The organism is Actinomadura sp. NBRC 104425 (genome assembly GCF_030269545.1).
Taxonomy (GTDB): domain Bacteria; phylum Actinomycetota; class Actinomycetes; order Streptosporangiales; family Streptosporangiaceae; genus Spirillospora; species Spirillospora keratinilytica.
In genome coordinates, this window is sequence record NZ_BSTN01000001.1 from 36,217 (window position 1) to 60,571 (window position 24,355).

Consider the following 24,355-nt stretch of genomic DNA (forward strand, 5'->3'; position numbering starts at 1 on the left):
CGTGCGGCTCCGCCGCCCCGTCAGCAGGCCCCGACCCATTCGTCGCCGCCGTCGGCGAACGTCTGGTGCTTCCAGATCGGCACCTGGGTCTTGAGGTCGTCGATGAGCCTGCGGCAGGCGTCGAACGCCTCCGCGCGGTGCGCGCAGGCCGCGGCCACCACCACGGCGAGGTCGCCGATCTCCAGGTCGCCGACCCGGTGCACGGCGGCCAGCGCGTTGACCGGGAAGTCGGCGGCGACCTTCTCCATCACGGCGCGCAGCTCGCGTTCCACGGTGGGGTGGGCGCTGTACGACAGGCGGCTGACCGCGCGGGCGTGGTCGTGGTCGCGGACGGTGCCGACGAACACGGCCGTCCCGCCCGCCGCCGGGTCGCCGACGGCGTCGAGCACCTCGGTGACCGACAGCGGGGTGTCGCGGACGGCGGCCAGCCTGATGACCTCGCTCACGCTCCGCAGGTTACCGCCCGCGAGACACGCCCGGTTCGCCCGGAGTGCACCCCCGGCCCGCGCGGGGCGGCCCGCCGCCGGTCAGGCCGGGTCGGGCTCGTCGGGTTCGAACGTGGCGACCAGGGCGTCGGCGAGGCCGGGGACCAGGTCGGGGCCGACCAGGACCTCGTCGTCGTTGTCGTGGCGGCGCAGCCGCAGCGCCGCATGCCGGGTGCCGTCGCGCAGGACGCCGACGACCATGCGGACGTCCTCGCGGTCGGGGTGCTCGGCGGCCCAGGCGGCGGCCTCGGCCTCGTCCTCGGGGATGTCCTGCTCGGCCTCGGGCGGCAGCACCATCCGCTCGATCACCAGTGCGCAGCCTTCGACCGCGTCCGGCCAGGCGATGGCGGCCAGCGACTCCTCCACCGTGCCGCGGTCGGGCAGCCGGTCCTGTTCCAGGGCGGCCAGGGTCTCCACATCGGGGGCCAGGCCGAGCCGGTCGGCCAGGTCGGGTTCGGCGCGGCGCAGCTCGGAGCTGCGCACCAGCGCGTACAGCTTGGGCGGGGCGTCCCATCCCTCCTGCGCCGAGTGACGTTCCAGGTCCAGGACGACTTCTTCGAGAAGACTGCTCACGGGTCCATCTTCGCGCGAGCGCGGCGTGCCCGCGTCCACGTCGACACCCCGCTCACGCGCCGCGGCCGTGCGGGCACGGTCCGCGTTTTCCCGGACGCTCCTCGCGTACGCGTGCGGGAACCCCCAGCCGACTCGATAAGTTGCATAGACAGCACCGGCAGGCCGCCGGTGGGGACGACACCTTGAACGGAGGGGCCGCCCTTGACGTTCCGGACACCCGGGTTCGGGCGACGGCTCGGCACGGGCCGGACCCGGCTGGTGCTGCCGGTCCTGGTGACCCTGGCAGTGCTGCTGGTCGTGTATCTGATCTTCACGTCGGTCTACACCGACCTGCTGTGGTACCGCTCGATCCACTTCTCGAAGGTCTACACCACCCAGCTGTGGGCCAGGGTCCTGCTGTTCGTGGGGTCGGGCCTGCTGGTGGCCCTGGTGGTGGGCGCCAACATGGTGGTCGCCTACCGGCTGCGCCCGCCGTACCGGCCGCTGTCGGTGGAGCAGCAGGGCCTGGAGCGCTACCGCACGGCGGTGGACCCGCGACGGCGGCTGATCACCGGGGGTCTGCTGGGGCTGCTGGGTCTGCTGGCGGGGTCGTCGGTGGCCGGTCAGTGGCCGGTGGTGCTGGCGTTCCTCAACCGCACGTCGTTCGGCGTGAAGGACCCGCAGTTCCACCGCGACGTGTCGTTCTACGTCTTCACCTATCCGTTCGTGCGGCTGGTGCTGGGCGTGGTGTTCGCCACCGTGATCCTGTCGCTGCTGGCGGCGGTGGCCGTCCATTACCTGTACGGGGGGCTGCGGCTGCAGGGCCCGGGCGACAAGGCCAGCCCGCCCGCGCGCGCCCACCTGTCGGTGCTGGTCGGCCTGTTCATCCTGCTGAAGGCGGTGGCGTACTGGTTCGACCGGTACGGGCTGGTGCACTCCGAGCGGGGGGTGACGACCGGCGCGTCGTTCACCGACGTCAACGCGCTGCTGCCGGCCAAGACGATCCTGGCGGTGATCGCGCTGATCTGCGCGGCGCTGTTCGTGGGGAACATCGTCCGGCGCGGGATGATGCTGCCGGGCGTGGGCTTCACGCTGCTGGTGCTGTCGGCGATCCTGGTCGGCGGGGTGTACCCGCTGCTGATCCAGCAGTTCCAGGTGCGGCCGGACGAGCTGGCCAAGGAGCGCCAGTACATCCAGCGCAACATCGAGTTCACGCGCAAGGCGTACGGGGTCGACAAGGCGCAGGTCGTCTCGTACGGCGGGCAGGCCGAGAGCGATCCGGACAAGCTGAAGCAGGCCAAGGACGAGCTGAAGGGCGTGCGGCTGCTCGACCCGGCCGTGGTCGGCCCGACGTTCCAGCAGCTGCAGCGGGTGCGGCCGTTCTACCGATTCCCCGACTCGCTGGACGTCGACCGCTACAAGATCGGCGACCAGACGGTGGCCGCGGTGGTGGCGCTGCGGGAGCTGTCCAGCGCCCCGGCGGGCCAGCGCAGCTGGGTGAACGACCGGATGGTCTACACGCACGGCTACGGGCTCGTGTCGGCCTACGGCGACCGGTTCGCGCAGGGCGGCATGCCGGAGTTCCTCACCAAGGACATGCCGGTCAGCTCCGGTTCGCAGATCAAGGTGGAGCGTCCGGAGATCTACTTCGGCGAGTACTCGCCGCTGTACTCGGTGGTCGGCGGCCGCGGCCAGCAGGAGCTGAACTACCCCGACAACAGCCAGGACGGGCAGGCCAACACCACCTACGCGGGCCGCGGCGGAGTGCCGATCGACTCGCTGTTCCACAAGCTGCTGTACGCGACGAAGTTCCAGGAGAAGAACCTGCTGCTGTCCGGGGCGATCAAGGACGGCGCGAAGATCCTTTACGACCGGACCCCGCGGGAGATGGTGCAGCGCGCCGCGCCGTGGCTGACCGTGGACGGCGACCCGTACCCGGCGGTGGTGAACGGCCGCATCCTCTGGATCCTGGACGGCTACACCACGTCCGACAACTACCCGTACTCCGAGCGCATGAGCCTGGGCGACGCCACCCGCGACACCATCACCGACACCCGCTCGGCGGTGGCGCGGCAGGCCAACGACCAGGTCAACTACATGCGCAACTCCATCAAGGCCACGGTGGACGCCTACGACGGCACGGTGACCCTGTACCAGTGGGACACCCAGGACCCGGTCGCCAAGACCTGGATGAAGGTGTTCAAGGGGACGGTGAAGCCGCGCAGCAGCATCCCGGCGGAGCTGGAGAGCCACTTCCGCTACCCGCTGGACCTGTTCAAGGTGCAGCGGCAGGTGCTGGCCAAGTACCACGTCACCGACCCGGCGGCGTTCTACAACGCCGAGGGCTTCTGGGAGGTGCCGGAGGACCCGGGCGCCAAGGGCCGCCGCCAGCCGCCGTACTACCAGAGCCTGCGGATGCCGGGCGGCAGCACCGAGGAGTTCGCGCTGACCACGGTGTTCAACCCGCGCGGCACGCCGAACCTGGCGGCGTTCATGTCGGTCAACTCCGAGCCCGGCCCCGACTACGGCAAGATCACGATCTTGCAGACTCCGCGGACCCCGCCGTCGCAGGGCCCCGGGCAGGTGCAGAACTCCTTCGAGACCGACCAGCAGGTCAAGCAGGCGCTGACCCAGCTGCGGCTGGCCAACACCCGGACGATCGCCGGCAACCTGCTGACCATCCCGTTCGCGGGCGGCATGCTGTACGTCGAGCCGATGTACGCGATGGCCGCGGGCGGCGAGGAGCAGCAGCCGTATCCGCTGCTGCAGCTGGTGCTGGTGCGCTACGGCGACCGGATCGCCTCGGCCAACACGCTGCAGGAGGCGCTGGACAAGCTGTTCGGCGACAGCGGCGGGTCCACCGCGCCGCCGTCCGACCAGGGCGGCGGCAAGCAGCAGGACGACGCCAAGCAGCAGGGCAACGTGCAGCTCAGCGCGGAGGTGCAGCGCGCCATCAACGAGCTGCGCGACGCCGTGGCCGACTTCGACAAGGCGCAGCGCGAGGGCGACTTCGCCGGGATGGGCGAGGCGTACAAGCGGATCCAGGCCGCGCAGCGGACGCTGTCGCAGCAGGCGTCCGCCGGTTCCAGCCCGTCGCCGTCGCCGTCGGGGAGCCCGTCTGCATCGGCCTCGCCGTCGGCCGGAGGCTGATCCCGCGCAGGCCCACGCGTGCAAAGGCCCGGGTGCCCGCCCCTGAAGGGGCGGCCCCGGGCCTCGTGTTCTCCGGGAGCGCAGCGGTCAGCGGCGGCGGCGCCGCGCGCGGCGGATGGCGGCCGCGGCGCCGATCGCGGCGACGGTGGCGCCCGCGGCGGTGGCCATGGTGGCCTCCCGGCCGCCCACCCGGCGGCCGACGACGGCGCGGCGCCCGGCGGTCTCTTCCAGCAGGACGCGCAGCGCCGCGGCGTTGTCGTAGGCGGGTTTCCAGCCCGCGGCCCGCAGCCGGGCGCAGTCGACGACCCAGGGGTAGGCGACGTAGTGCAGGTCGGTGGCGGGCGCCGGGGTCATGCCGAGGCGGTGCAGCCGCTGCGCCATGCCGAAGGTGACGGCGGCGGGCAGCTCGAATCGCCGCTTGCCGGTGATCTCCTGGACCTCGTCGGACCCCAGCCAGCCGTCGCAGCCGACCGCCAGCGGCCCGTCCAGATCCTCGACGACGACCAGCTCCAGCGCGGCGGCCAGGTCTTCGATGTGGCAGAACTGCCAGCCGGGCGCGCAGCCCTTGACCGACAGCAGCCGGGGCGCCTCGAAGTGCCGGGTGATGACGGTGTCCACGCCCGGGCCGACCAGCGCGGCGGGCCGCACCACGGTGACGCGCAGCCCGGGATGGCTGACGGCGGCGGTGCCGGCCAGCTCCTCCATCTCCAGGTAGTCGCCGGCGATGCTGCTGTTGGCCTCGGCGGCCAGCGGGGCGTCCTCGGGCAGCGGCACCGGGTTGTCCGGCGACGCCCCGTACACCATGGCGCTGGTGACCAGGACCACGCGGCGCACGCGGGCGGCCGCGGCGGCGGTCACCACGGTCTGCGCGCCGCGCACGTTGTGGGTGCGGCGCTCGCGCGGGTCGGTGTCGGGGGACGCGTCGACGTCCAGGTGGACGAGCACGTCCACGTCCGACAGCCGGTGCGACAGCAGCGGGTCGAGGACGTCCACGACGCGCCAGGTGGCGCCCTGGACGTCGCCGCGCTGCCCGTCCACCGCGACCACCTTGCGGACCTCGGCGCGCTCGGCCAGGCGGGCGGCCAGCAACCGCCCCGCCCCGGCGGCCGCCCCGGTCACGGCGACGACCGGGCCGGTGCTACGCCGAGGGCGAACCTTGCCCGTTGCCACGGAGCTGCCCCCTTCCCTGTGTACGCCAGGTCGCCGGGACCGGCTAACGTTGCGGATATGAGCCCATCATGCATCCCAGGGGCGAACCGATGAGCAACACTCCCTTCGGCTTCAACCGTCCCGGCGACGGCGACGACGACAGAGGCGACAAGGACAAGCCCCAGGATCCGTTCCAGGCCATGGGCGACATGCGGCAGTTCGCCGACATGCTGCACCGCTTCGCCGACATGATCGGCAGCGTCCAGCCCGGGGCCGGGGCCGCCGGGCCGCTGAACTGGGATCTGGCCAAGAACATAGCCCGGCACTCCGTGGTGGAGCAGGGCGACCCCTCGGTTGTGGACGCCGAGCGCCGCCAGGTCGAGGAGGCGCTGCGGCTGGCCGACCTGTGGCTGGACGAGGGCACCACGCTGCCCGCGGGCGTGCAGAAGCCGCAGGCGTGGAGCCGGTCGGAGTGGATCGAGCAGACCCTGCCGGTGTGGGGGCAGGTGTGCGACCCGATCGCCGAGCGGATGGTCGAGTCGATGGGCGGCATGCTGGGCTCGGGCGGCATCCCCGCCGACGTGCAGGCGATGGCGGGGCCGCTGATCGGCATGGTCAAGCAGATGGCCGGGGCCATGGTGGGCGGTCAGACCGGGCAGGCGCTCGGGGGGCTGGCCCGCGAGGTGGTCGGCTCGTCCGACGTGGGGCTGCCGCTGGCGCCGGACGGCGTGGGCGCGCTGCTGCCGGCCGGGGTGGCCGCGTTCGGCGAAGGGCTGGAGGTGTCGCCCGACGAGGTGCGGCTGTACCTGGCGCTGCGCGAGGCCGCGCACCAGCGGCTGTTCGTGCACGTCCCGTGGCTGCGGTCGCATCTGCTGGGCGCGGTCGAGGAGTACGCGCGCGGCATCACCGTGGACCTGTCGGGCATCGAGCGGGCCGTGCAGGGCCTGGACCTCAGCGACCCGGAGGCGATCCAGCGGGCGCTGGGCGGCGAGATCCAGCTGCAGCCGGAGGAGACGCCGCGGCAGAAGGCGGCGCTGGCCCGGCTGGAGACGACGCTGGCGCTGGTCGAGGGCTGGGTCGACACGGTGGTCAACGAGGCGGCCGGAGGCCGGCTGCCGAACGCGGCCAAGCTGGCCGAGGCGGTGCGGCGGCGCCGCGCCACCGGCGGCCCGGCCGAGCGGACGTTCGCCACGCTGGTCGGCCTGGAGCTGCGGCCGCGGCGGCTGCGCGAGGCGGGGGCGCTGTGGCGGCTGCTCACCGAGGTGCGCGGGGTGCAGGGCCGCGACGCGGTGTGGGAGCACCCCGACCTGCTGCCGACCGCCGAAGACCTTGACGACCCGCAGGGGTACGTGCACGGCCGTCCCGAGGTGGAGGGCCTGTCCGACCTGGACATCTCGGCCTTCACCAAGCACCTGCGCAAGGACGCCCCCGAAGGCGAGAAGGACGCCGAGAAGGACGAGGGCGGCGAAGGCCCCGGCGACGAAGGCCCCGGCGACGAAGGCCCCGGCGACGACGGCCCCGGCGACGACGGCCCCGGGTCCCGCTCGTGAGGTGGGGGTTCGGCCACGGCTTCGGCGGCGGCCAGCGGGTCAACGGATGCGGGTACGCGCCGGGGTCGTCCACGGCCATGATCAGGCGTCGGGCGGCGCGGACCGCCGGGCTGTGCTGGCAGCGGCCGCTCGACCAGGAGCAGCGGCGCTGGCATCCGGCCAACTCCCGGTACCCGCGCGTGGGCAGGACGTGATCGGCGCCCCATGACCTCCGTCTCCCCGGGCACGTTGCGCGCCGACGCGATGCGGATGCTGGACGCCTGGAGGGCGCCCGACCCCGAGCAGGACCGGTTGCGCCGCGCGTTCCTGCGGCACCTGGAGAACCACCGCGACGGCATGTGGCGGGAATGCGCGGCCGGTCACCTCACCGCCAGCACGATCGTGCTGGACGCCGACGCCACGCGGGTGCTGCTGACCCTGCACCGCAAGATCGGCGGGTGGCTGCAGCTCGGCGGGCACTGCGAGCCGGGGGACGCGACGCTGGCGGACGCGGCGCTGCGCGAGGCGACGGAGGAGTCGGGCATCGCCGGGCTGCGGCTGACGCGGCCCTGGCCCGTCCAGCTCGACCGGCACGCGGTGCGCTGCCACCCGCAGGGTTCGTGGCATCTGGACGTGCAGTACGCGGCGGTCGCCCCGCCGGGCGCGCGGCACCGGATCAGCGAGGAGTCGGCGGATCTGCGATGGTTCGCGCCGGACGCGCTGCCCGAGACGGCCGACGAGGTGGTCCGCCGCCTGGTCGCCCGGGCGTTCAGCGGCTGAGCGGGCGGCCTTCGAGCAGGGCGCGGGTGTTCTCCCAGCCTTCCAGGCCGGGGTCGAGGTAGCCCAGGTCGTCTCGGGTGCGCAGGCGGTGCCAGGCGGGCCCCTGCGGCACCAGGCCGGGACGCGGCGCGGCGGCACGCAGCCGGGCCAGTGCGTCGGGGGTGTCGAGGCCGACCTCGCGCAGGGCGCCGGCGAGCCAGTCCGGAAGCGGCAGCCGGGCGGCCAGCGCGACGAGTCCGCCGCCGTCGGCCCGGCCGGCGGCGGCCGGGGCGTGCCCGAGGGCGCGCAGCAGCTTGCCGATGTGCAGTCCGGGAAGGTCGGGGGCGTCGGCGGCCAGCAGCACCGCCTCGGTGGCGCCGAGCGCGTGCAGCGCGGTGAACGCGCCGGTCAGGGTGGGTTCGCGGACGATCGGCGTGCCCGGCCAGGTGATCGCTTCGGCGTCGGGCTGGTCGGGCGGGTCGAGGACCAGCGCGGGGGTGACCAGGTCGAGCCCGGCGGCGATCTCGTAGGTGTCCTCCAGCAGTGCCAGGCGGAACTCGTCGGGGTCGACGCCCGGCGGGGCCGCGGCGTCGCCGGCGCCGCCGTCCCGCCGCGTGGCCAGCACCGCCACGTAGGGGTTGCGTCGCGGCACGGGGGCCTCGGTCACCCGGCGACCTCGCGCAGCTCCTCGTCCTCGGCCTCCAGCGGCAGGTTGGCGGCCGCCGCGACGCCTTCCAGGTAGCCGCGGGCCCGTTCGGCCTTGGGGTAGTTGGCCACCAGTTCCCAGAAGCCGGGGCCGTGCCCGGGGACGATCAGATGGGCCAGCTCGTGCACCAGGACGTAGTCGACCACCCAGGATGGCATGCCGCGCAGCCGGGTGGACAGGCGGATGGTGCCGTCGTCCGGCGTGCAGGAGCCCCAGCGGCTGCGCTGGTTGCCGACCCACCGCACGCTGACCGGCTCGACGCGGCCGCCGAGGTAGCGGCGGGACAGCTCACAGGCGCGCGCCTGGAGGTCGGCGTCGGTGGGACGTCGGCGGCGTTCCTTCTCCGCCAGCCGTTCCAGGATCGTGGCTATCCACTGTTCCTCCTCCGCCTTGGAGAGCCGTGAGGGGAGCATCACCACGACCTTGTCCCCGTCCCGGTAGGCGGACACCGTCCGCCGGCGTCGGCTGCTACGACGGACCTCAACATTTGGCGGCACGCCAGAACGGTACCTAAGTTTTTGCGTCCTCCACAGGGGGTGTTTAGCAACACCGCAGGTCAGGGCGCATGTTTTTACCGATCCACGCCCTGTTTCCACAGCAGAAGACGATCTTGTCCACAGGTCCGCGGCCGCATGTCCCCAGGGGGTCGCGCCTTCTTTCGCGAGGTCGGCGGGGCGGCACGGCCCGTGACGAACGTCACGTCCGCCGCAGGAGCTCGGGCGGGGCGTTCCGCCGCGATCGACTGGGTACGTAACGGATCGGTCACAGACGGTGGGGTGCGCGGATGCGGGCCCCTTCACCGGACCGGACTTCGGGGGGCACAGTGATCAGGTACAGGCGAAGAAAACGGACGGCGTCCGGGCACGGCGTTCCCGGGGCGGCGGGCATGCCGCGGCACGGGGCCAACGGTGCGCACGGGGCCGTCCGCAAGGGCGCGCGGCACACGGAACGGCGGTCGGCGGGCAGGCGGTGGACGGTGGCTCGGATCGGGGGCGGCGTCGCCGGGGCCGCGCTGGGCAGGGTGGCGGGCCGGATGCTCGCTCCGCTGGCACGCGGGGCGGCCCGGCGTCTCGGGCTGCCCCCCAGGGCCGTCACCTGGCTGGTGCAGACGGCGGCGCCGGTGGTGGCATCCCTGGCGGCCGAGCGCATGGCCGTCCGCAGGAGCCGCGGCCGAGACGCGGGCCATGCCCCCGGCGGAGGCGCGGCGCCGCGGCGCGGGACGGCCCACCGCCACCACAGGCCCCGCGCCGGAGCGGGGCACGGGCCGCGGCACGGCGGCGAACCGCCCGGTCCCGTCCGCCTCGGCGGTCACGGCGCCCCGTCCCGGGGCGGCCGCCGGGCCCGGGCCGCCACGTGAGAAAGCGCACACTTACTTCGTTGGCGCAGTTCGCGCGGGGGTGAGCGGTTCCGGTTGCGGCCCGTACCGGCAATCGTTGTGGCGCGAACGACCGCCATCCCCGACAATGTCACCGTGAGCGATCTCCCCCGCCGCGCGGTGACGCGGTCCGCAAAACTCGCGACCCTGCCCCTCGGCTTCGCCGGACGCGCCGCGCTCGGGGTGGGCAAGCGCACCTTCGGCAAGCCCGCCGAGGCGGTCGCCGTCGAGCTCCAGCAGCGCACCGCCGAGCAGCTGTTCAAGGTGCTCGGCGAGCTCAAGGGCGGGGCGATGAAGCTCGGCCAGATGCTGTCGATCTTCGAGGCGGCGCTGCCGCCGGAGATCGCCGGCCCCTACCGGGCCACGCTGACCCGGCTGCAGGAGGCCGCGCCGCCGCTGCCCGCCGCCACCGTCCACCGGGTGCTGGCGGACGGCCTCGGCGAGGACTGGCGCGACCGCTTCCGGGAGTTCGACGACACCCCCGCGGCCGCCGCGTCCATCGGGCAGGTGCACCGGGGGGTGTGGGAGGACGGCCGCGCGGTCGCCGTCAAGGTGCAGTATCCGGGGGCGGGCAAGGCGCTGCTCAGCGACTTCAACCAGCTGTCGCGGCTGGCCAAGCTGTTCGCCGTGCTGATGCCGGGCCTGGACGTCAAGTCGATGCTGGCCGAGCTGCGCGAACGCGTCGCCGAGGAGCTCGACTACGCCCTGGAGGCCGAGTCCCAGCGCATCGTGCACGAGGCGTACGCCGACGACCCCGACTTCTACATCCCCGCCGTGGTCGCGCAGGCCGACGACGTGCTGGTGACCGAGTGGATGGAGGGAGTCCCCCTCTCAAAGATCATCACGGACGGCGACCAGGAGGAGCGCGACCACGCGGCCCTGCTGTACTGCCGGTTCCTGCTGTCCGGCCCGCGCCGCAGCGGCCTGCTGCACGGCGACCCGCACCCGGGCAATTTCCGCATCCTGGACGACGGCCGGCTCGGCGTGATGGACTTCGGCGCCGTCGACCGCATCCCGCCGGACTTCCAGTACCGGCTGGGGCGGCTGCTGCGCATCGGCACCACGGCCGGGATCGACGAGATCGAGGACGCGCTGCGCCGCGAGGACTTCATCCGCGAGGGCGTCACCATCGACGCCGAGGCGCTGCACGCGTTCCTGGCGCCGATCACCGAGCCGTTCATCACCGACACGTTCAAGTTCACCCGCGAGTGGCTGCGCGACATGGCCGCCCGCGTCACCGACCTGCGGCCGACCAATGTGGTCCGCCAGCTGAACCTGCCGCCCGAGTACGTGATCGTGCACCGCGTGCTGTCGGCGGGCACCGGCGTGCTGTGCCAGCTGGAGTGCGAGATCCCCGCCCGAGCCGAGTCGCTGCGGTGGATCCCCGGCTTCGCCGACGACTCCGATGCGCCCGACGCGGCGGACGCGGCGGACGCGGCGGACGAAGACGGGCTGGACGACGACGAACTCGCGGGCTGACCGGCGGCTTCCAGAACACGCAGCGGGGCCCCGCGCATCGATGAGATGCGCGGGGCCCCGCTTCTCGGAGCGCCCGGCGGAGGCGTAGGGCCGCCGGGCGCTCTCCCCGCCCGCCGGGAGGCGCCTCGCCCGTCAAACCATCCCGAAGAACGGGCTGCCGGGCGCCTGCGACCGGCGGGCTCCGGTAACGCGTTGTGCGTGCCCGTCCGTCCACGGCCGCCCCCGTAGGCCGTGGACGCCGGTGCACGCGGTCAGCCGAGCAAAGCCCGGCGGACCCGAGCCGCCCGGACGCGGGCGTCGCGGCGGGCGCGGCGCATGGCCAGCACGCGGGCGGCGGCCCGGCGGCGCGCCGCCTCGTCGAGGGTGAGGGCCCGGCCCCGCACCGCGGGCGCGGGTGTCCGGTCCCGGACGTCCATGGTCATGATGTCCCCCTGGTGGCCGGGGGTGCGGGCCCCTGGTGGGAGCCGCACTTCCCCGGCCTACGCGGCTGAGTGTCGGCTTTGCTGTCTTCGGCGGCCCGATGCAGGCCGCCCCGGGCGTCACACCCCGGCGCCGTCCGGCAGCGGGTTCTTGCGCGGACGCCCCCGCGGCCGCTTGCGCGGCACGACGACACCGCGGACGAACAGCTCGCCGCCCCACACGCCCCAGGGCTCCTTGCGCTCCAGGGCTCCGGCCAGGCACGCCTTGCGGAGCGGGCACTCCAGGCAGAGCGACTTGGCCAGCTCGACGTCGGCGGGGTCCTCGGCGAAGAACAGCTCCGGGTCGGTCCGGCACGGAAGCGTGAGGTCCTCCTCGCTCATCGCGAGCGCCCCCTGCATCACGGTCACCCTTGCTTCCTCTCGTTGGATCTCAACGGTCGTGTCGGTGGGTTGTCTGGGCAAAAGAGAAGGGCCGCGGATCCGGTGTGCGGATCCACGGCCCTGGGGGCTCTCCGGTGCTGCTAGACCGGTCGCCTCCAGGGATGCGGACCCGACACGCCACCCTTCATTGCGATGAAGGAGGCGCCCACGTGGGCCGGGGCCGGAACCATGAGGTCATCGCCTTCGAGAAGCCGTTCAAAGACACTCCACCCCTGCTCGTTCCGGACGCGCTGCACGCGGCACAGATCGCGCTGATCGGCGGACGCACGCAGTCGCAGGGACCACGCGCCGCCATCGACCAGAGCCGCTTTGCCGCTGGGCAGGGAGCCCGAGGCGGCGCCGGCGGACACGCCGGAATACGCCGGCAGGGCGCCAGGACGCAGCATGGTCCGGGTGGTCGGCTTCGCGTTGCCGAAGGTCGTTGAGCTCACCGGACTGCACACCACCTCTCTGGCTCCTCGGGGCCCCCACCCGGAACACGATCCGGTCGGCAGGGCCGTCTGAATGCTCGCGTTCGAGCGTACGGGTACGGACTCGAACCAATCAAGGTATTTTTGACCTGCGGTTTTGTGGGTGAATTCACCCGTTGCGGACAGAACCAGCGCGGTGCGGCGAACGTCTAAGGGGATGCCGAAGGCACCGCAACTGGCCGGCACCGGCACATCCGGCGCCGTCCGCCTGAAGACCACCCGATCCCCGCGGCCGCGGAGTTCGGCCGCCGCCATCAGTGCCGGAGAGCGTCCTGGGCTTCCCGCCACGGTACCGATGGGAAGGGCGGACGGTGCCCGCGCCGCGTAGCTCATGCCCGGAAGATGACCGAGTACACCGCGCCGGTGCATGCCCCACATCTGCGAGCGAGGGCGGGGCCGCGGGTGGCAGGGCGGCGGGCGGCCCGCGGCCCCCCGTGTCAGAAGCCCCGGGGGTCAGCGCGTCCGGGGCAGCGGGTCCGGGTCAGGAGTCGCCGACCCGGATCAGCCCCTCCTGCATCACGGACACGACCAGCTCCCCGGAGCGGGTGAAGACCTGCCCGCGGGCCAGGCCGCGCGCGCCGCCGGCGAACGGGGTGTCCTGGTAGTACAGCAGCCAGTCGTCGGCCCGGAAGGGGCGGTGGAACCACATGGCGTGGTCCAGGCTGGCGCCCATCGTGCCCTTGTCGCCCCAGGCCAGGCCGTGGTTGAGCAGGACGGTGTCCAGCAGCGTCATGTCCGAGGCGTAGGTCATCAGGCACACATGCAGCATCGGGTCGTCGGGCAGCTCACCGTCGACCCGCAGCCAGACCTTCGACTCGGGGGTGGCCAGCGCCGGGTCCTTGGCCGCCTCCCAGGTGAGCGGGGTGGCGTGCCGGACGTCGAACGGGCGTCTGCCGACGAACTCGGCGGCGGCGCGCTCACCGAAGATCGGGGTGAGCCGGTCCAGCGCGTGCGGCAGCGTCTCCGGGTCGGGCGCCTCGGGCATGGCCGCCTGGTGGGTCGGGCCTTCCTCGACGACCTGGAACGACGCCGACAGGCTGAAGATGGCCTTGCCGTGCTGGATGGCCAGCACCCTGCGGGTGGTGAAGGACCGTCCGTCCCGGACCCGGTCCACGGTGTAGACGATCGGCACCAGCGGGTCGCCGGGCCGGATGAAGTAGGCGTGCAGCGAGTGCACCGGCCGGTTGACCGGGACGGTCCGCCCCGCCGCGACCAGCGCCTGGCCCGCGACCTGCCCGCCGAACACCCGCTGCTGGCGCGCCTCGGGGCTGCGGCCGCGAAAGATGTCGTTCTCGATCTGCTCGAGGTCCAGCAGATCGAGCAGCTCCTTCAGGGACTCCTTCACGGCCGACAGTCTCCCAAACCCCCTGGTGTGGCAAGGATCTCACCCCGTACCGTCCGAATCGCCCCCCGGCGGCGGGGCGCCCTGGCAGAGGGCCAGCACGTCGTTTCCGTAGCGCTGGAGCTTCACCCGGCCGACGCCGGGGATGCGGGCGAGGTCCTCCAGGGACTCGGGGTCGTGCTCGGCGATGGCCTGCAGGGTGGCGTCGGTGAACACCACGTACGGCGGGACCCGCTGCTCGCCGGCGGTGCGGGCGCGCCACTCGCGCAGGGCGAGCAGCAGCTCCTCGTTGATCTGGGCGGGGCAGTCCTCGCAGCGGCCGAGCTTGCGTTCGATCGCGGCGGTCAGCGGGCGGCCGCACACCCGGCACGGCTGCGGGCCCCGGCCGCCGCGCCGTTTGGCGCGGTCGGCGCGGGCCGGGATCGGCGTCTGGGCGGCGGGCGTCAGGCCGTCCAGGAAGCGGGACGGCCGGCGGCGCCGGGCGCCGCCGGGGGAACGCGCCAGCGCCCAGGACAGGGTGAGGTGCTCGCGGGCGCGGGTCACCCCCACGTACAGCAGGCGGCGCTCCTCCTCGATCTGCTCGGGGGTCTCGGCGTAGACGATCGGCAGGGTGCCCTCGACCAGGCCGACCAGGAACACCGCGTCCCACTCCAGGCCCTTGGCGGCGTGCAGGGAGGCCAGCGTGACGCCCTCCAGCGTGGGGGCGTGCTGGGCCGCGGCGCGTTCCTCCAGCTCGGCCACGAACTGGGGCAGCCCGGCGGACGGGTCGGCGGCCGCCATGTCCTCGGCGAGCTGGGCGAGCGCGGCCAGCGACTCCCACCGCTCGCGGGCCGCGCCGGCGCCCTCGGGCGGCCGCTCGGTGAAGCCCGCGCCGGCCAGCACGTGCCGGACGGTCGCGACCAGGCCCATGCCGTCGGTCTCGGCGTCGGCGCCGGCCCGGGCCGCGCCGCGCAGCCGCACCACCGCCTCGCGGACCTCGGGCCGTTCGAAGAACCGCTCGGCGCCGCGCAGCACGTACGGCACGCCCGCCGCGGCGAACGCGGCCTCGTAGGTCTCCGACTGGGCGTTGGCCCGGTACAGGACGGCGATTTCGCGGGCGGGCACGCCCTCGCCGATGAGCTTGCGGGCGCGGCGGGCCACGTCGTCGGCCTCGGCGACCTCGTCGTCGTAGGACGCGAAGACCGGGTCGGGCCCGTCGGGGCGCTGGGCCACCAGCTCCAGCCGGTGCCGCCGGGCCGCCTCGCCGGACGCCTGCCCGATGACGCCGTTGGCCAGCCGCACCACCTGGGGCGTGGACCGGTAGTCGCGCACCAGCTCGACCACCTTGGCGTTCGGGAAGCGCTTGGTGAAGTCGAGCAGGTAGGAGGGGGTGGCGCCGGTGAACGAGTAGATCGTCTGGTTGGGGTCGCCGACCACGCACAGGTCGTCGCGCTCGCCCAGCCACGCCTCCAGCAGCAGCATCTGCAGCGGGTTGACGTCCTGGAACTCGTCGACCACGAAGTACCGGTACTGGTCGCGGACCTGCCGGGCCACCTCGGGGTGCTCGGTGAGCACCGCGACGGTCAGCTCCAGCATGCCCTCGAAGTCGAGCAGGTTGCGTTCGCGGCGCAGCGTCTCGTACATGTCGTAGAGGCGGGCGATGTCGGCCGCGTCGGCGGGCGGACGGCGCGCGGCGGCGGCCACCGCGGCGGCGTAGTCCTCCGGGCGGGTCTGGGTCACCTTGGCCCACTCGATCTCGCCGGCCAGGTCGCGCAGCTCGGTGCGGCTGTAGGACAGCCGCAGGGCGCGCGCCGCGTCCGCCACCAGCGCGATCTTGGACTCGATGATCTTGGGTGGTTCGCCGCCGATCACCCGCGGCCAGAAGTACGCCAGCTGGCGCAGCGCCGCGGCGTGGAAGGTGCGGGCCTGCACGCCCGGCGCGCCGAGCCGCCGCAGCCGCGAGCGCAGCTCGCCGGCGGCCCGGTTGGTGAACGTCACCGCCAGCACCCGCTGCGGCGCCACCACGCCGGTGAGCACGGCGTAGGCGATCCGATGGGTGATCGCCCTGGTCTTGCCGGTGCCCGCGCCCGCCAGCACGCACACCGGGCCGCGCACCGCCTCGGCCACGGCGCGCTGCTCCGGATCGAGCCCTTCCAGAACCCCGTCTGCCAACATGCCTCCCATCGTGGCAGCCGCGGCGGACCGGATGGCCCTTCCGCTCGACCTGTGGATAACCTCCGGAATGCGGCGCCGGAGCTCGGTGTTCGCAGTATCGGCGTCCGGCGCGGGCAGCGCGCCCGGACGAGCCGGACAAGCCGACCGAAGGAGACGAAAGCACCGATGGCCACTCCGACCGCCGACCAGGCCCCCCGATCCGCCGGGCAGCTCACCATGTACACCACGTCGTGGTGCGGTTTCTGTCGGCGGCTGAAGAGCCAGCTCGCCCGGGACGGCATCGAGATGGTCGAGATCGACATCGAGCGCGACCCGGCGGCCGCCGAGTTCGTGATGAGCGTCAACGGCGGCAACCGGACCGTTCCGACCGTGACCATCGGCGACAGCGTCGTGCTGACCAACCCCAGCGCCAAGGAGGTCAAGCGCCATCTGGCCGAGCTGAACGGCCGGTGAGCGCCCGCCCCCAGGGGGCGGCATAGGGGTCAGAACTGCGGCATCTTGGGCAGCGGCCCGCCGTACCAGCGCATGATGAGCTGCGCGGCGATGGACAGCGGGCCGGGCGGCACCACCTCGCCCGCCTCGATCGCCTCCCGCAGTTCGTCGCGCGTGTACCAGGCGGCGTCCACGATCTCCTCCGGGTCGGGGCGCAGCGGATGCTCTCCGTCCGTGCGCGCGAAGAACCCGAGCATGAGGCTGCGCGGCAGCGGCCACGGCTGGCTGCCCAGGTAGCGCACGTCCCAGACGGGCAGGCCGACCTCCTCGCGCACCTCGCGGGCCACGGCCTGCTCCAGGGACTCCCCTGGTTCGACGAACCCGGCGAGGATCGAGCGGCGGTCCTTCGGCCATGCGGGGGCGCGGGCCAGCAGCACGCGGTCGCGCTCGTCCCGCACCAGCATGATGACGGCGGGGTCGACCCTGGGGAAGTGTTCGCTGCCGTCGGCGGGGCACACGCGCACGTGACCGGCGGCGGCCAGTTCGGTGGGGCCGCCGCAGCCGGGGCAGTACCGGTGCGTGGCGTGCCAGTGCTCCAACGCGACGGCGTGGGTGAGCAGCCCGGAGTCGCGGTCTTCGAGCACGGCCCCCACGTGCCGCAGGCCCGCCGGCCGGGTGCCCTCCACGACGGGCAGGGGCGCGGCCACGGCGAAGTAGGCGACGCCGTCGTCATCGACCCCCAGCAGGTAGCGGTCCCCCTCGGGCGCCGCCTGCGGGGTGAGCAGCAGCAGCCGGGGGTCCCCGTCGTCATGTACGAGCGTTTTGCCGCGTTCCACGACGAGGACGCGCGTCCCCGGGTCGGCCCACGCCTCCCGCAGCCAGGCGTCGTCGCGGCGGCGCTCGGCCATGCGGTCGACGTCGCCGCGCGCAAGCGCGAGCCACTCCAGGGTTTCGTACGGCTCCGGCAACGAGTGCGTCCTTCCAGCAGACGTGTCGGCGGGGGCCGAAGGCCCCGATGGCACCGCTAACGCAGGGCGGTGGCCAGCTCTTCCCACAGGTAGGCGGCCGCCTCCGCCCCCTTGAGCAGCAGCGGCATCTCCACTTTCTCATTGGGGGCGTGAATGCGGTCCTCATCCAGGCCGACGGCCAGGAAAATCAACGGCGCCCCCAGGATGTCGGCCAGGTCCGCCTCGGGGCCGCTGCCGCCCTCCCTGGTGAACAGGACGGGCTTGCCGAAGGCCCGCTCCATGGCGCGCTGCGCCGCCCGCACCCCGGGGGAGTCGATCGGGGAGAAGCAGGGCCGCACCCCGCCGCCGGGGATCGTCACCTCGGCTCTGATGCCGGGCGGGGTGCGCTCGGCCACCCACGCGCGGAACGCCTCCTGCACCTTGCGCGGCTCCTGGTGCGCGACCAGGCGGAACGAGATCTTGGCGTGCGCCTCGCGCGGCACGATGGTCTTGCCGCCGTGCCCGGTGTGCCCGCCCCACATGCCGTTGACCTCGGCCGTCGGACGCGCCCAGACGCGTTCCAGGGTGGTGTGGCCCTTCTCCCCGTGGGCGGCGCGGCTGTTTCCGGCGGTGCGCAGCCAGGCGGCCTCGTCGAACGGCAGCCGGGCGAACAGCTCGCGTTCCTCGTCGGTGACGGGCACGACGTCGTCGTAGAACCCCGGCAGGGTGACGCGCCCGTCGGCGTCGTGCAGGGCCGCCAAAAGGTCCGCCAACGCGTGCAGGGGGTTGGGCACGGCGCCGCCGAACGACCCGGAGTGCAGGTCGGTGTCCGGCCCGTACAGCGACAGCTCCACCTCGGTGAGCCCCCGCATGCCCGTGCAGATGGACGGGACGTCGGCCGACCACATGGTGGTGTCGCTGATGACGACGGCGTCGCAGGCGAGCCGGTCGCGGTGCTCGCGCAGCAGCTCGGCGAAGTGGACCGAGCCCGACTCCTCCTCCCCCTCCACCAGCAGCTTGATCGTCACCGGCGGGGCCGCGGCGTCCCCGGCGGCCATCAGCGCGCGCAGGCCCAGGGTGTGGAAGAACACCTGCCCCTTGTCGTCGGAGGCGCCTCGCGCGATGAGCCGGTCGCCGTCTTCGACGGGGGTGAACGGGTCGGTCTCCCACTCGTCCAGGGGCTCGACCGGCTGGACGTCGTGGTGCCCGTAGACGACGACGGCGGGAGCGTCCGGATCGGCCGCGGGCCACTCCGCGAACACCGCGGGCAGCCCCTCGGTCTCCCACACCTCCACGGTGGGGAACCCCATGGTGCGCAGGTACGTCGCGAGCCACTGCGCCGAGCGGCGGACGTCCTCCGCGTGGCCCGGGTGCCCCGAGATGGAAGGGATCGCCAACCACTCCTTGAGGTCGGCGAAGAATTCCGCCTTGTTGGCCTGGATGTACCCGGCCACGTCCATGGACCATGCCCCCTTGCACGTCGTTCCGTCTGGCACTGTAGGGGATCCGCCGCCTGCACACCGTGGAGGTGACTTGATCCTCATCGACCCGCCGTTGTGGCCCGCCCGGGGCCGGGTGTGGTCCCACATGGTCAGCGACGTGTCCTTCGAGGAACTGCACACGTTCGCTGCGGAACTGGGCCTGCCGCCCAGGGCGTTCGAGCGCGACCACTACGACGTCCCGTCCGAACTCTACGAGGCCGCGATCGCCCTGGGGGCCAGTCCGGTGGGCTGCCGGGAACTGCTGCTGCGCCTCACCCGCGCGGGCCTGCGCCGCCGCAAGACCGTCCGCAGGACGTGAGAGCGCCGCCTCACCCGTTCAGCAGCGTCAGCTCCGTCCCGATGTTGTGCCGGGCACGGTCCTCGAAGCGTTCGCGCGCCGCCGGCGTGTGGAACAGCGCGGGCAGGTCGAGCAGGTTCCGCAGCACCTCGGCGCGGCCCGCCTTGAACAGCTCTTCCGGGACGAAGGAGTACTCCTCGCGTACGGCGGCGGCGTAGGCCGCATAGCGGACGGGGTCGGAGCCCAGCACGGCCAGGTCCGCGTCGCATAGGACCTGGCCGTTGCGGTCGTCCTCGCCGGGGGCGTGCGACTCGGTCAGCTCGACGAGGCGGGCCACCTCGGCGATGGCGTCCGGTGCGAGGTCGGTGTCGGTCAGCATGCGGCGGGCCAGGCGCGCGCTGCGCTTCTCGTTGTCGGCGCGGGCGGGGTCGTAGACGGCGTCGTGGAACCAGGCCGCGAGCCGCACCAGGTCGGGGTCGGCCGCGTAGGGCGCCAGTTCGTCGACCAGGTCGAGGACGGCGTTGAGGTGGTCGCGGGTGTGGTAGCGGCGGTGCTCCTCCGCGTAGCGGGCGGCCAGCCGCTCCCCGATCACGCGGGTCTGCGGCCCGGCCAGCGCGGCCCACCGGTCCAGGAGATCCATGCGCCCATCTTGGGGCCGTGACGGCGTTTCGCGCACGCGGGGTGCGGCCCCGCCGCTATGGTGATCAAGGAGTTAGGCAAGCCTTACCTCACTTACGGAAGGGGCGCCGTGGCCGCCTCGCTCTACATCGTCGCCGGCAAGACGACCGATTCGGTCACCCACGGGTTCCTGCCCGCGGCCCTGCGCTTGGCGGAGGCGCACGATCTGGACGTCGTGCTGCTCACCGACCGGCCCGCCGAGCACGCCGACGTGCACCCGGGCCGGGTCGTGGAGTGCGACGTCACCGACTACCGGCACATCGTCGCGTGCATAGCCGCCCTGGGCGGCGCGCCTCGTGCGGTCTTCTCCAACAGCGACTTCCTGCAGGCCCCCACCGCTCTGGCCGCGGCCTACTTCGGGCTCCCCGGCAAGGACTGGCGCGCCGCGACCCGCGCCAAGAACAAGGCGCTCATGCGCCGGCACCTGGCCGGGCTGGACCCGGTCTTCTCCGCCGACGCCGACCACGTCCCCCCGGACGCCCCCTATCCTCTCGTCCTCAAGCCGCGCGAAGGCGTGGCCAGCGAGGACGTGTACCTCGTGGACGGCCCCGACGAGCTTGCGGCGCGCCGCGCGCAGATACGGGCACGCCGGTCCGACCCCCTGGTGGCCGAGGAGTTCCTGCCGGGGACGCTGCACACCCTGGAGACGCTCGGCGACGGCCGCGAGCTGCGGGTGCTGGGCTCGTTCCGCACACGGCTGTCCCCTCCCCCGCACTTCATCGAGGAACGGCTGGAATGGGCGCCGCCGCCCCCTGAGACCGACCAGGTGCTCGCGCTGTTGGAGGCCCTGGGCGTCGGCTTCGGGGTCTGCCATACCGAGTTCGTCGTGCACGAGGGCCGGGCGCGCCTGATCGAGGTGAACTACCGGCTCATCGGCGACCACTGCGACTTCCTGCTGGCGGACCTGCTGGGCGTCCCCCTGCACGAGCTGATCCTGCGGGTGCATCTGGGCGAACCGCTGCCGGCCACCCCGGCGGCCGCGGACGGGCACGCCGTGGCGGACGTCGTCATCGCCGACCGCGGCGGCACGCTCACGGCCGCCCCCGACGCCGTCGAACTGACCGACGGCGCGGTGCGCCTGTCGTACCTGCCCCAGCGCGCCGTGGGCGAGACGTTCGAGCTGACCCGCACCAACCGCGACTACCTGGGCACCATCCGGGCCATCGGACCGGCCCGGGAGGATGTCGAAGCCGCCGTAGCCCGCTTCCGCGCCGCCCACAAGTGGACGATCACGTGACCGAGCACGCACTCGCCGCGCGCGTCCTGGACACCCTGCTGCGCGAGGACTACGGCAACCTGCGCCGTTTCATCGACACCGGGCGGCGGTTCCTGGCGGTCCCGGGCGCACCGGCCATCAGGCTGCACCGCGACCGCTTCCTCTACGACCTGGCGGTGGAACCGGGGCAGTCCCTGACGCTGGACGACGTCCTGCGCATCGCCCGCCACGTCGCGGACCCGCGCGACGACATCCCCGCTTTCGAGCGCGAGTGCCGCGAGGCACTCGCCACCCTGCGCCTGCACAAGCGCGCACGCCCCGAAGTGATGGCCCGGCTGACACGTGTACCCGACGGGCGGCGCCTGGGGCCCGGCACGTACTACGACACGCTCGCGGCCTACAACGACCACCCCGTCTACCCGACCGGCCTGGCCCGGACGGGCCTGACCGAGGCCGACCAGCGCCGGTATGCACCGGAGTTCGCCCCGTCCTTCTGCCTGCGCTGGGCCGCGGTCCCCCGGGAGCTCGCCACGACCACCGGCCCCCTGCCCCCGTGGTGGCCGACCCCCGAGGAGGTGGGTGTCCACGCGGACACCGCTCTGTTCCCGGTGCACCCCCTCTCGGTGGAACACCTGTCCGACCACAAGGACGTCACCATCGCGCCCCACCCGCGGATAGAGGCCGCCCCCACGCTGTCGATGCGCACGGTCGCCGTCGATCCGCTCACCCACGTGAAGGTGCCGCTGCCGACGAGCACGCTCGGCCTGCGCAACCGGCGCACCATCGTCCCCCGCACGCTGCCGGACGGGGCACTGGCCGAACGCCTGCTGCGCCGGGTGCTCGACCGCGAACCCGACCTGCCGGTGCTGCTGGCCGACGAGCAGACGTTCGGCCACGCCGGCTCCCCCATGCTCGCCTACCTGGTCCGCCGCTTCCCCGAGGCCACGGCGGACGCGCACGTGGTGCCCGTGGCGGCCCTGCCGGCCAGGACACCCGACGGCGGACACGTCATCGAACGCTGGGACGTGCCAACCCTGTTCGGCGCCTACCTGGACGTGCTGCTGCGCTGGAACGTCACCCTCTTCCGCTACGGCATCGCCCTTGAGGCGCACCAACAGAACGTGTCCTTGGTCATCGACGGCGACGGGCGACCGTCGCTGCTGATCAAGGACAACGACGGGGCCCTGTTCGACCCCGACCGGCTGGCGGACACCCTCGGCCCCGCCGCCGCCGACGCGGCCACCGGTTTCAAGGACCCGCGCATGACCACGCGCGACCCCGAAGCCCTCGCCCGCGTCTTCGTCACGATCACCCTGCACCTGTGCGCCGCCGCCCCCGCCTTCGCACTGGCCGAACGGGGGCTGCTGCCGCTGCGGACGGGCCTGGCGATGATCCGGGACCGGCTGGACGCCGCCCTGGGCCCGGACGACGCGTTCCTGCGCTCGCGCACGCTCGACGCCGAGCGGCTGCCCACCAAGGCGATGGTCACCGCAGGAACGCTCGTGGACAAGGCCCGTACAGGTGCCGCCGACATCAACAAGCACTACGGCCCGCCCGGGCCCAACTACCTCCGGGACGACGAACCGTGCTCCTGACACGAACCACGAAGCTCACCGCCGACGACGCCACAGCCACCGCACTGCTCAACTGCCTGGTGCGGGAGGTCTGCGCGCCCGAGCAACAGACATGGACGGACGGCGAGCACCTCATCGTCCGCCTGCCGCGGGTCGGGGTCGTGCTGCGCGCGGGGCTGGCACGCCCTCCGGTCGGCCCCTCATACCGGCTCGTCCCCCCGTACGAGGAGCGGCGCGGCGACGATTGGATCGCGGCGCCCTGGGACCGGCTCAGCAACCTCGTCGCCGGCGAACTGGAACTCGCCACCGGCCAGGCCAACCCCGAGTTCACCGACCAGGTCGCCAACAGCCACACCGCCCTGACCGCCATCCTCAAGGCCCGGGGCGGCTCCTCGCCCGCCGAACTGCCGTCCGAGGCGGTCCGCCGGTACGTGGAGTCGGAGCAGTCCCTCGTCGCCGGACACCGCTTCCACCCCTCCCCCAAGGCACGCCAGGGCGCCCCGGAGCAGTGGCTGCCCTACGCCCCCGAGACCCGCGCCCGCTTCCAGCCCCACTGGCTGGCGGTCCGGGAGGAATGCCTGGCGGAAGAAGGAGAACCGAACGCCTTCGGCGCCCTGGAGGCCCTGGGCCCCGCCGTTCCCCCCGGCTACCGGGCGCTCCCCGCCCACCCCTGGCAGCTGGCCCTGCTCGCCGACCGCCCAGCGCTCCCGCGGGCCCTGCGCGAGGACCTCGTCCGCGACCTCGGCCCCTCCGGCCCGCAGGTGCTGCCGACGTCCTCCGTCCGCACCGTGTACGTCCCGGCCGCCGACCTGTTCTGCAAGTTCAGCCTGGACGTGCGCATCACCAACTGCGTCCGCAAGAACGCCTGGTACGAGCTGACCGGCGCGACCGCCCTCGACCGAGTGCTGCGCCCCGTCTTCGCCGCGCTGGGCGCCCGCTTCGACTCCTGCGTCCTGCTCGCCGAACCCGCCTACCGCACCGTGACGCTCGCCGACCGCCGCCTTTACGAGGGCCTGGGCGTCATCCTCCGGCAGGGCATCGGCGACCTGCCCGGCACCCCGCTCCTGGCGGCCGCCCTGGCCGACCCCTACGGGACGCTTCTGGCCGGGCTCCCCGCGATGGCCTCCCCGGACGACGCCCTCACCTGGTGGCGGGCGTACGTGAAGCTGGTCGCGCTCCCCGTCCTGCACGCCTACCTGGACCACGGCGTCGTCCTGGAACCGCACCTGCAGAACGTCCTCATCACCGTCGACGGAGAGGGCATGCCCGTCCGCGCGGTGTTCCGCGACCTGGAGGGCACCAAGCTCGTCCCGGGCCACGGCCTGCTCGAAGAACTGGCGGACCTGCCCGACCGCATCCGCCGATCCGTCACCTACGACGGCGAACGCGGCTGGAACCGCGTCGTCTACTGCCTGTTCGTCAACCACCTCGCCGAGATCGCCGCGGCCGTCGCCGACCTGCACCCCGAACTCGACCCGCAACTGTGGACGGCCGCGCGCGGCCTGCTGGCCGCCGACGAAGGCGCGCGCCGCCCCGAGCTGAAGGCGCTGCTCGCCGGCGTACCGCTCCCGGCGAAGGCGAATCTGCGGGCACGCTGGGCCCGCACCGCCGACCGCGGCGCCGGATACGTGACGGCCCCCAACCCTCTTGCCGCTCAGGCACCCTGTACGTGAGCCGGACCCGCCCCATCCTGAGAGCACTTCGCTTGACTTCCTCCCC

Annotated in this window: 24 protein-coding genes; 11 read left to right on the top strand and 13 right to left on the bottom strand. The window is 73.4% G+C overall.

Features of this window, described 5'->3' with window-relative positions; translation table 11 throughout:
• Positions 1-20 precede the first annotated feature (20 nt).
• Entirely contained in the window at positions 21-446 is a 426-nt protein-coding gene (locus QSK22_RS00180) for a molybdenum cofactor biosynthesis protein MoaE (RefSeq protein WP_285491803.1), read from the bottom strand.
• 81 nt (positions 447-527) lie between these two features.
• Positions 528-1,058, bottom strand: coding sequence for a PPA1309 family protein (locus QSK22_RS00185; RefSeq protein ID WP_285491804.1), 531 nt, complete (start codon positions 1,056-1,058; stop codon positions 528-530).
• Between the two features lie 201 nt (positions 1,059-1,259).
• Here QSK22_RS00185 and QSK22_RS00190 point away from each other — a divergent pair, with 201 nt between their 5' ends.
• Positions 1,260-4,187 carry a UPF0182 family membrane protein gene (locus QSK22_RS00190; protein ID WP_285491805.1) on the top strand — a complete coding sequence of 976 codons (2,928 nt, stop codon included), beginning with the start codon at positions 1,260-1,262 and terminating at the stop codon, positions 4,185-4,187.
• A gap of 87 nt (positions 4,188-4,274) precedes the next feature.
• Here QSK22_RS00190 and QSK22_RS00195 read toward each other — a convergent pair whose 3' ends face one another.
• Positions 4,275-5,306, bottom strand: a complete 1,032-nt coding sequence (locus QSK22_RS00195) for an NAD-dependent epimerase/dehydratase family protein (RefSeq protein ID WP_285491806.1) — start codon at positions 5,304-5,306, stop codon at positions 4,275-4,277.
• Between the two features lie 140 nt (positions 5,307-5,446).
• Between QSK22_RS00195 and QSK22_RS00200 the strand changes: the two genes are divergently transcribed.
• The 3 genes from QSK22_RS00200 to QSK22_RS00210 are packed head-to-tail and all read left to right on the top strand — an operon-like array spanning position 5,447 to position 7,645.
• Positions 5,447-6,886, top strand: coding sequence for a zinc-dependent metalloprotease (locus tag QSK22_RS00200; RefSeq protein WP_285491807.1), 1,440 nt, complete (start codon positions 5,447-5,449; stop codon positions 6,884-6,886).
• The gene (locus QSK22_RS00205) at positions 6,883-7,080 is read left to right on the top strand and encodes a hypothetical protein (RefSeq protein WP_285491808.1); all 198 of its coding nucleotides are present in this window, start codon (positions 6,883-6,885) and stop codon (positions 7,078-7,080) included. The genes QSK22_RS00200 and QSK22_RS00205 overlap by 4 nt, the downstream gene beginning before the upstream one ends.
• 10 nt (positions 7,081-7,090) lie before the next feature.
• Complete coding sequence (locus QSK22_RS00210) at positions 7,091-7,645, top strand: NUDIX hydrolase (RefSeq protein WP_285491809.1); 555 nt, start codon at positions 7,091-7,093, stop codon at positions 7,643-7,645.
• Here the strand turns inward: QSK22_RS00210 and QSK22_RS00215 are convergent.
• Complete coding sequence (locus QSK22_RS00215) at positions 7,635-8,291, bottom strand: hypothetical protein (protein WP_285491810.1); 657 nt, start codon at positions 8,289-8,291, stop codon at positions 7,635-7,637. The genes QSK22_RS00210 and QSK22_RS00215 overlap by 11 nt on opposite strands.
• Positions 8,288-8,779 (bottom strand): M48 metallopeptidase family protein, encoded by a 492-nt coding sequence (locus QSK22_RS00220; RefSeq protein ID WP_285491811.1) that lies wholly within the window; start codon positions 8,777-8,779, stop codon positions 8,288-8,290. Before QSK22_RS00220 ends, QSK22_RS00215 begins: the two co-directional genes overlap by 4 nt.
• Before the next feature lie 527 nt (positions 8,780-9,306).
• On the opposite strand from QSK22_RS00220, the gene QSK22_RS00225 reads away from it, so the two are divergent.
• Together QSK22_RS00225 and QSK22_RS00230 are read left to right on the top strand one after the other, a co-directional pair.
• On the top strand, positions 9,307-9,687 hold the full coding sequence (locus QSK22_RS00225; protein WP_285491812.1) for a hypothetical protein: 381 nt from the start codon (positions 9,307-9,309) through the stop codon (positions 9,685-9,687).
• A 114-nt stretch (positions 9,688-9,801) separates the two neighbouring features.
• The gene (locus QSK22_RS00230) at positions 9,802-11,184 is read left to right on the top strand and encodes an ABC1 kinase family protein (protein ID WP_285491813.1); all 1,383 of its coding nucleotides are present in this window, start codon (positions 9,802-9,804) and stop codon (positions 11,182-11,184) included.
• 251 nt (positions 11,185-11,435) lie between these two features.
• On the opposite strand, the gene QSK22_RS00235 is transcribed toward QSK22_RS00230, so the two are convergent.
• The 5 genes from QSK22_RS00235 to QSK22_RS00255 all read right to left on the bottom strand — a co-directional run bounded on the left by QSK22_RS00235 (position 11,436) and on the right by QSK22_RS00255 (position 16,010).
• Positions 11,436-11,606, bottom strand: coding sequence for a hypothetical protein (locus QSK22_RS00235; protein WP_285491814.1), 171 nt, complete (start codon positions 11,604-11,606; stop codon positions 11,436-11,438).
• A 117-nt stretch (positions 11,607-11,723) separates the two neighbouring features.
• A complete protein-coding gene (locus QSK22_RS00240) occupies positions 11,724-12,002 on the bottom strand; it encodes a WhiB family transcriptional regulator (RefSeq protein ID WP_285492367.1) in 279 nt (92 codons plus the stop codon).
• 122 nt (positions 12,003-12,124) lie between these two features.
• Positions 12,125-12,475 carry a hypothetical protein gene (locus QSK22_RS00245; RefSeq protein WP_285491815.1) on the bottom strand — a complete coding sequence of 117 codons (351 nt, stop codon included), beginning with the start codon at positions 12,473-12,475 and terminating at the stop codon, positions 12,125-12,127.
• 520 nt (positions 12,476-12,995) lie between these two features.
• A complete protein-coding gene (tesB, locus tag QSK22_RS00250; protein ID WP_285491816.1) occupies positions 12,996-13,859 on the bottom strand; it encodes an acyl-CoA thioesterase II in 864 nt (287 codons plus the stop codon).
• Positions 13,860-13,898: 39 nt separating this feature from the next.
• The gene (locus QSK22_RS00255) at positions 13,899-16,010 is read right to left on the bottom strand and encodes an ATP-dependent DNA helicase UvrD2 (protein ID WP_285491817.1); all 2,112 of its coding nucleotides are present in this window, start codon (positions 16,008-16,010) and stop codon (positions 13,899-13,901) included.
• Positions 16,011-16,175: 165 nt separating this feature from the next.
• Between QSK22_RS00255 and QSK22_RS00260 the strand changes: the two genes are divergently transcribed.
• On the top strand, positions 16,176-16,463 hold the full coding sequence (locus tag QSK22_RS00260; RefSeq protein ID WP_285491818.1) for a mycoredoxin: 288 nt from the start codon (positions 16,176-16,178) through the stop codon (positions 16,461-16,463).
• A 29-nt stretch (positions 16,464-16,492) separates the two neighbouring features.
• On the opposite strand, the gene nudC is transcribed toward QSK22_RS00260, so the two are convergent.
• Together nudC and QSK22_RS00270 are read right to left on the bottom strand one after the other, a co-directional pair.
• Positions 16,493-17,350: an NAD(+) diphosphatase gene (nudC, locus tag QSK22_RS00265; protein ID WP_285492368.1), complete on the bottom strand. Its 858-nt coding sequence runs from the start codon at positions 17,348-17,350 to the stop codon at positions 16,493-16,495.
• A 116-nt stretch (positions 17,351-17,466) separates the two neighbouring features.
• Complete coding sequence (locus QSK22_RS00270; protein ID WP_285491819.1) at positions 17,467-18,849, bottom strand: dipeptidase; 1,383 nt, start codon at positions 18,847-18,849, stop codon at positions 17,467-17,469.
• A 73-nt stretch (positions 18,850-18,922) separates the two neighbouring features.
• Between QSK22_RS00270 and QSK22_RS00275 the strand changes: the two genes are divergently transcribed.
• The gene (locus QSK22_RS00275; protein WP_285491820.1) at positions 18,923-19,189 is read left to right on the top strand and encodes a DUF4031 domain-containing protein; all 267 of its coding nucleotides are present in this window, start codon (positions 18,923-18,925) and stop codon (positions 19,187-19,189) included.
• A 10-nt stretch (positions 19,190-19,199) separates the two neighbouring features.
• Here the strand turns inward: QSK22_RS00275 and QSK22_RS00280 are convergent, their stop codons facing one another.
• The gene (locus QSK22_RS00280) at positions 19,200-19,808 is read right to left on the bottom strand and encodes an HD domain-containing protein (protein WP_285491821.1); all 609 of its coding nucleotides are present in this window, start codon (positions 19,806-19,808) and stop codon (positions 19,200-19,202) included.
• 108 nt (positions 19,809-19,916) lie between these two features.
• Here QSK22_RS00280 and QSK22_RS00285 point away from each other — a divergent pair, with 108 nt between their 5' ends.
• From QSK22_RS00285 to QSK22_RS00295, 3 genes are read left to right on the top strand one after another with little or no spacing between them, the layout of a single operon-like run.
• Positions 19,917-21,083, top strand: a complete 1,167-nt coding sequence (locus QSK22_RS00285) for an ATP-grasp domain-containing protein (protein ID WP_285491822.1) — start codon at positions 19,917-19,919, stop codon at positions 21,081-21,083.
• Positions 21,080-22,657, top strand: coding sequence for an IucA/IucC family protein (locus tag QSK22_RS00290; RefSeq protein WP_285491823.1), 1,578 nt, complete (start codon positions 21,080-21,082; stop codon positions 22,655-22,657). The genes QSK22_RS00285 and QSK22_RS00290 overlap by 4 nt, the downstream gene beginning before the upstream one ends.
• A complete protein-coding gene (locus tag QSK22_RS00295; protein WP_285491824.1) occupies positions 22,648-24,309 on the top strand; it encodes an IucA/IucC family protein in 1,662 nt (553 codons plus the stop codon). Before QSK22_RS00290 ends, QSK22_RS00295 begins: the two co-directional genes overlap by 10 nt.
• The last annotated feature ends 46 nt before the right edge of the window (positions 24,310-24,355 follow it).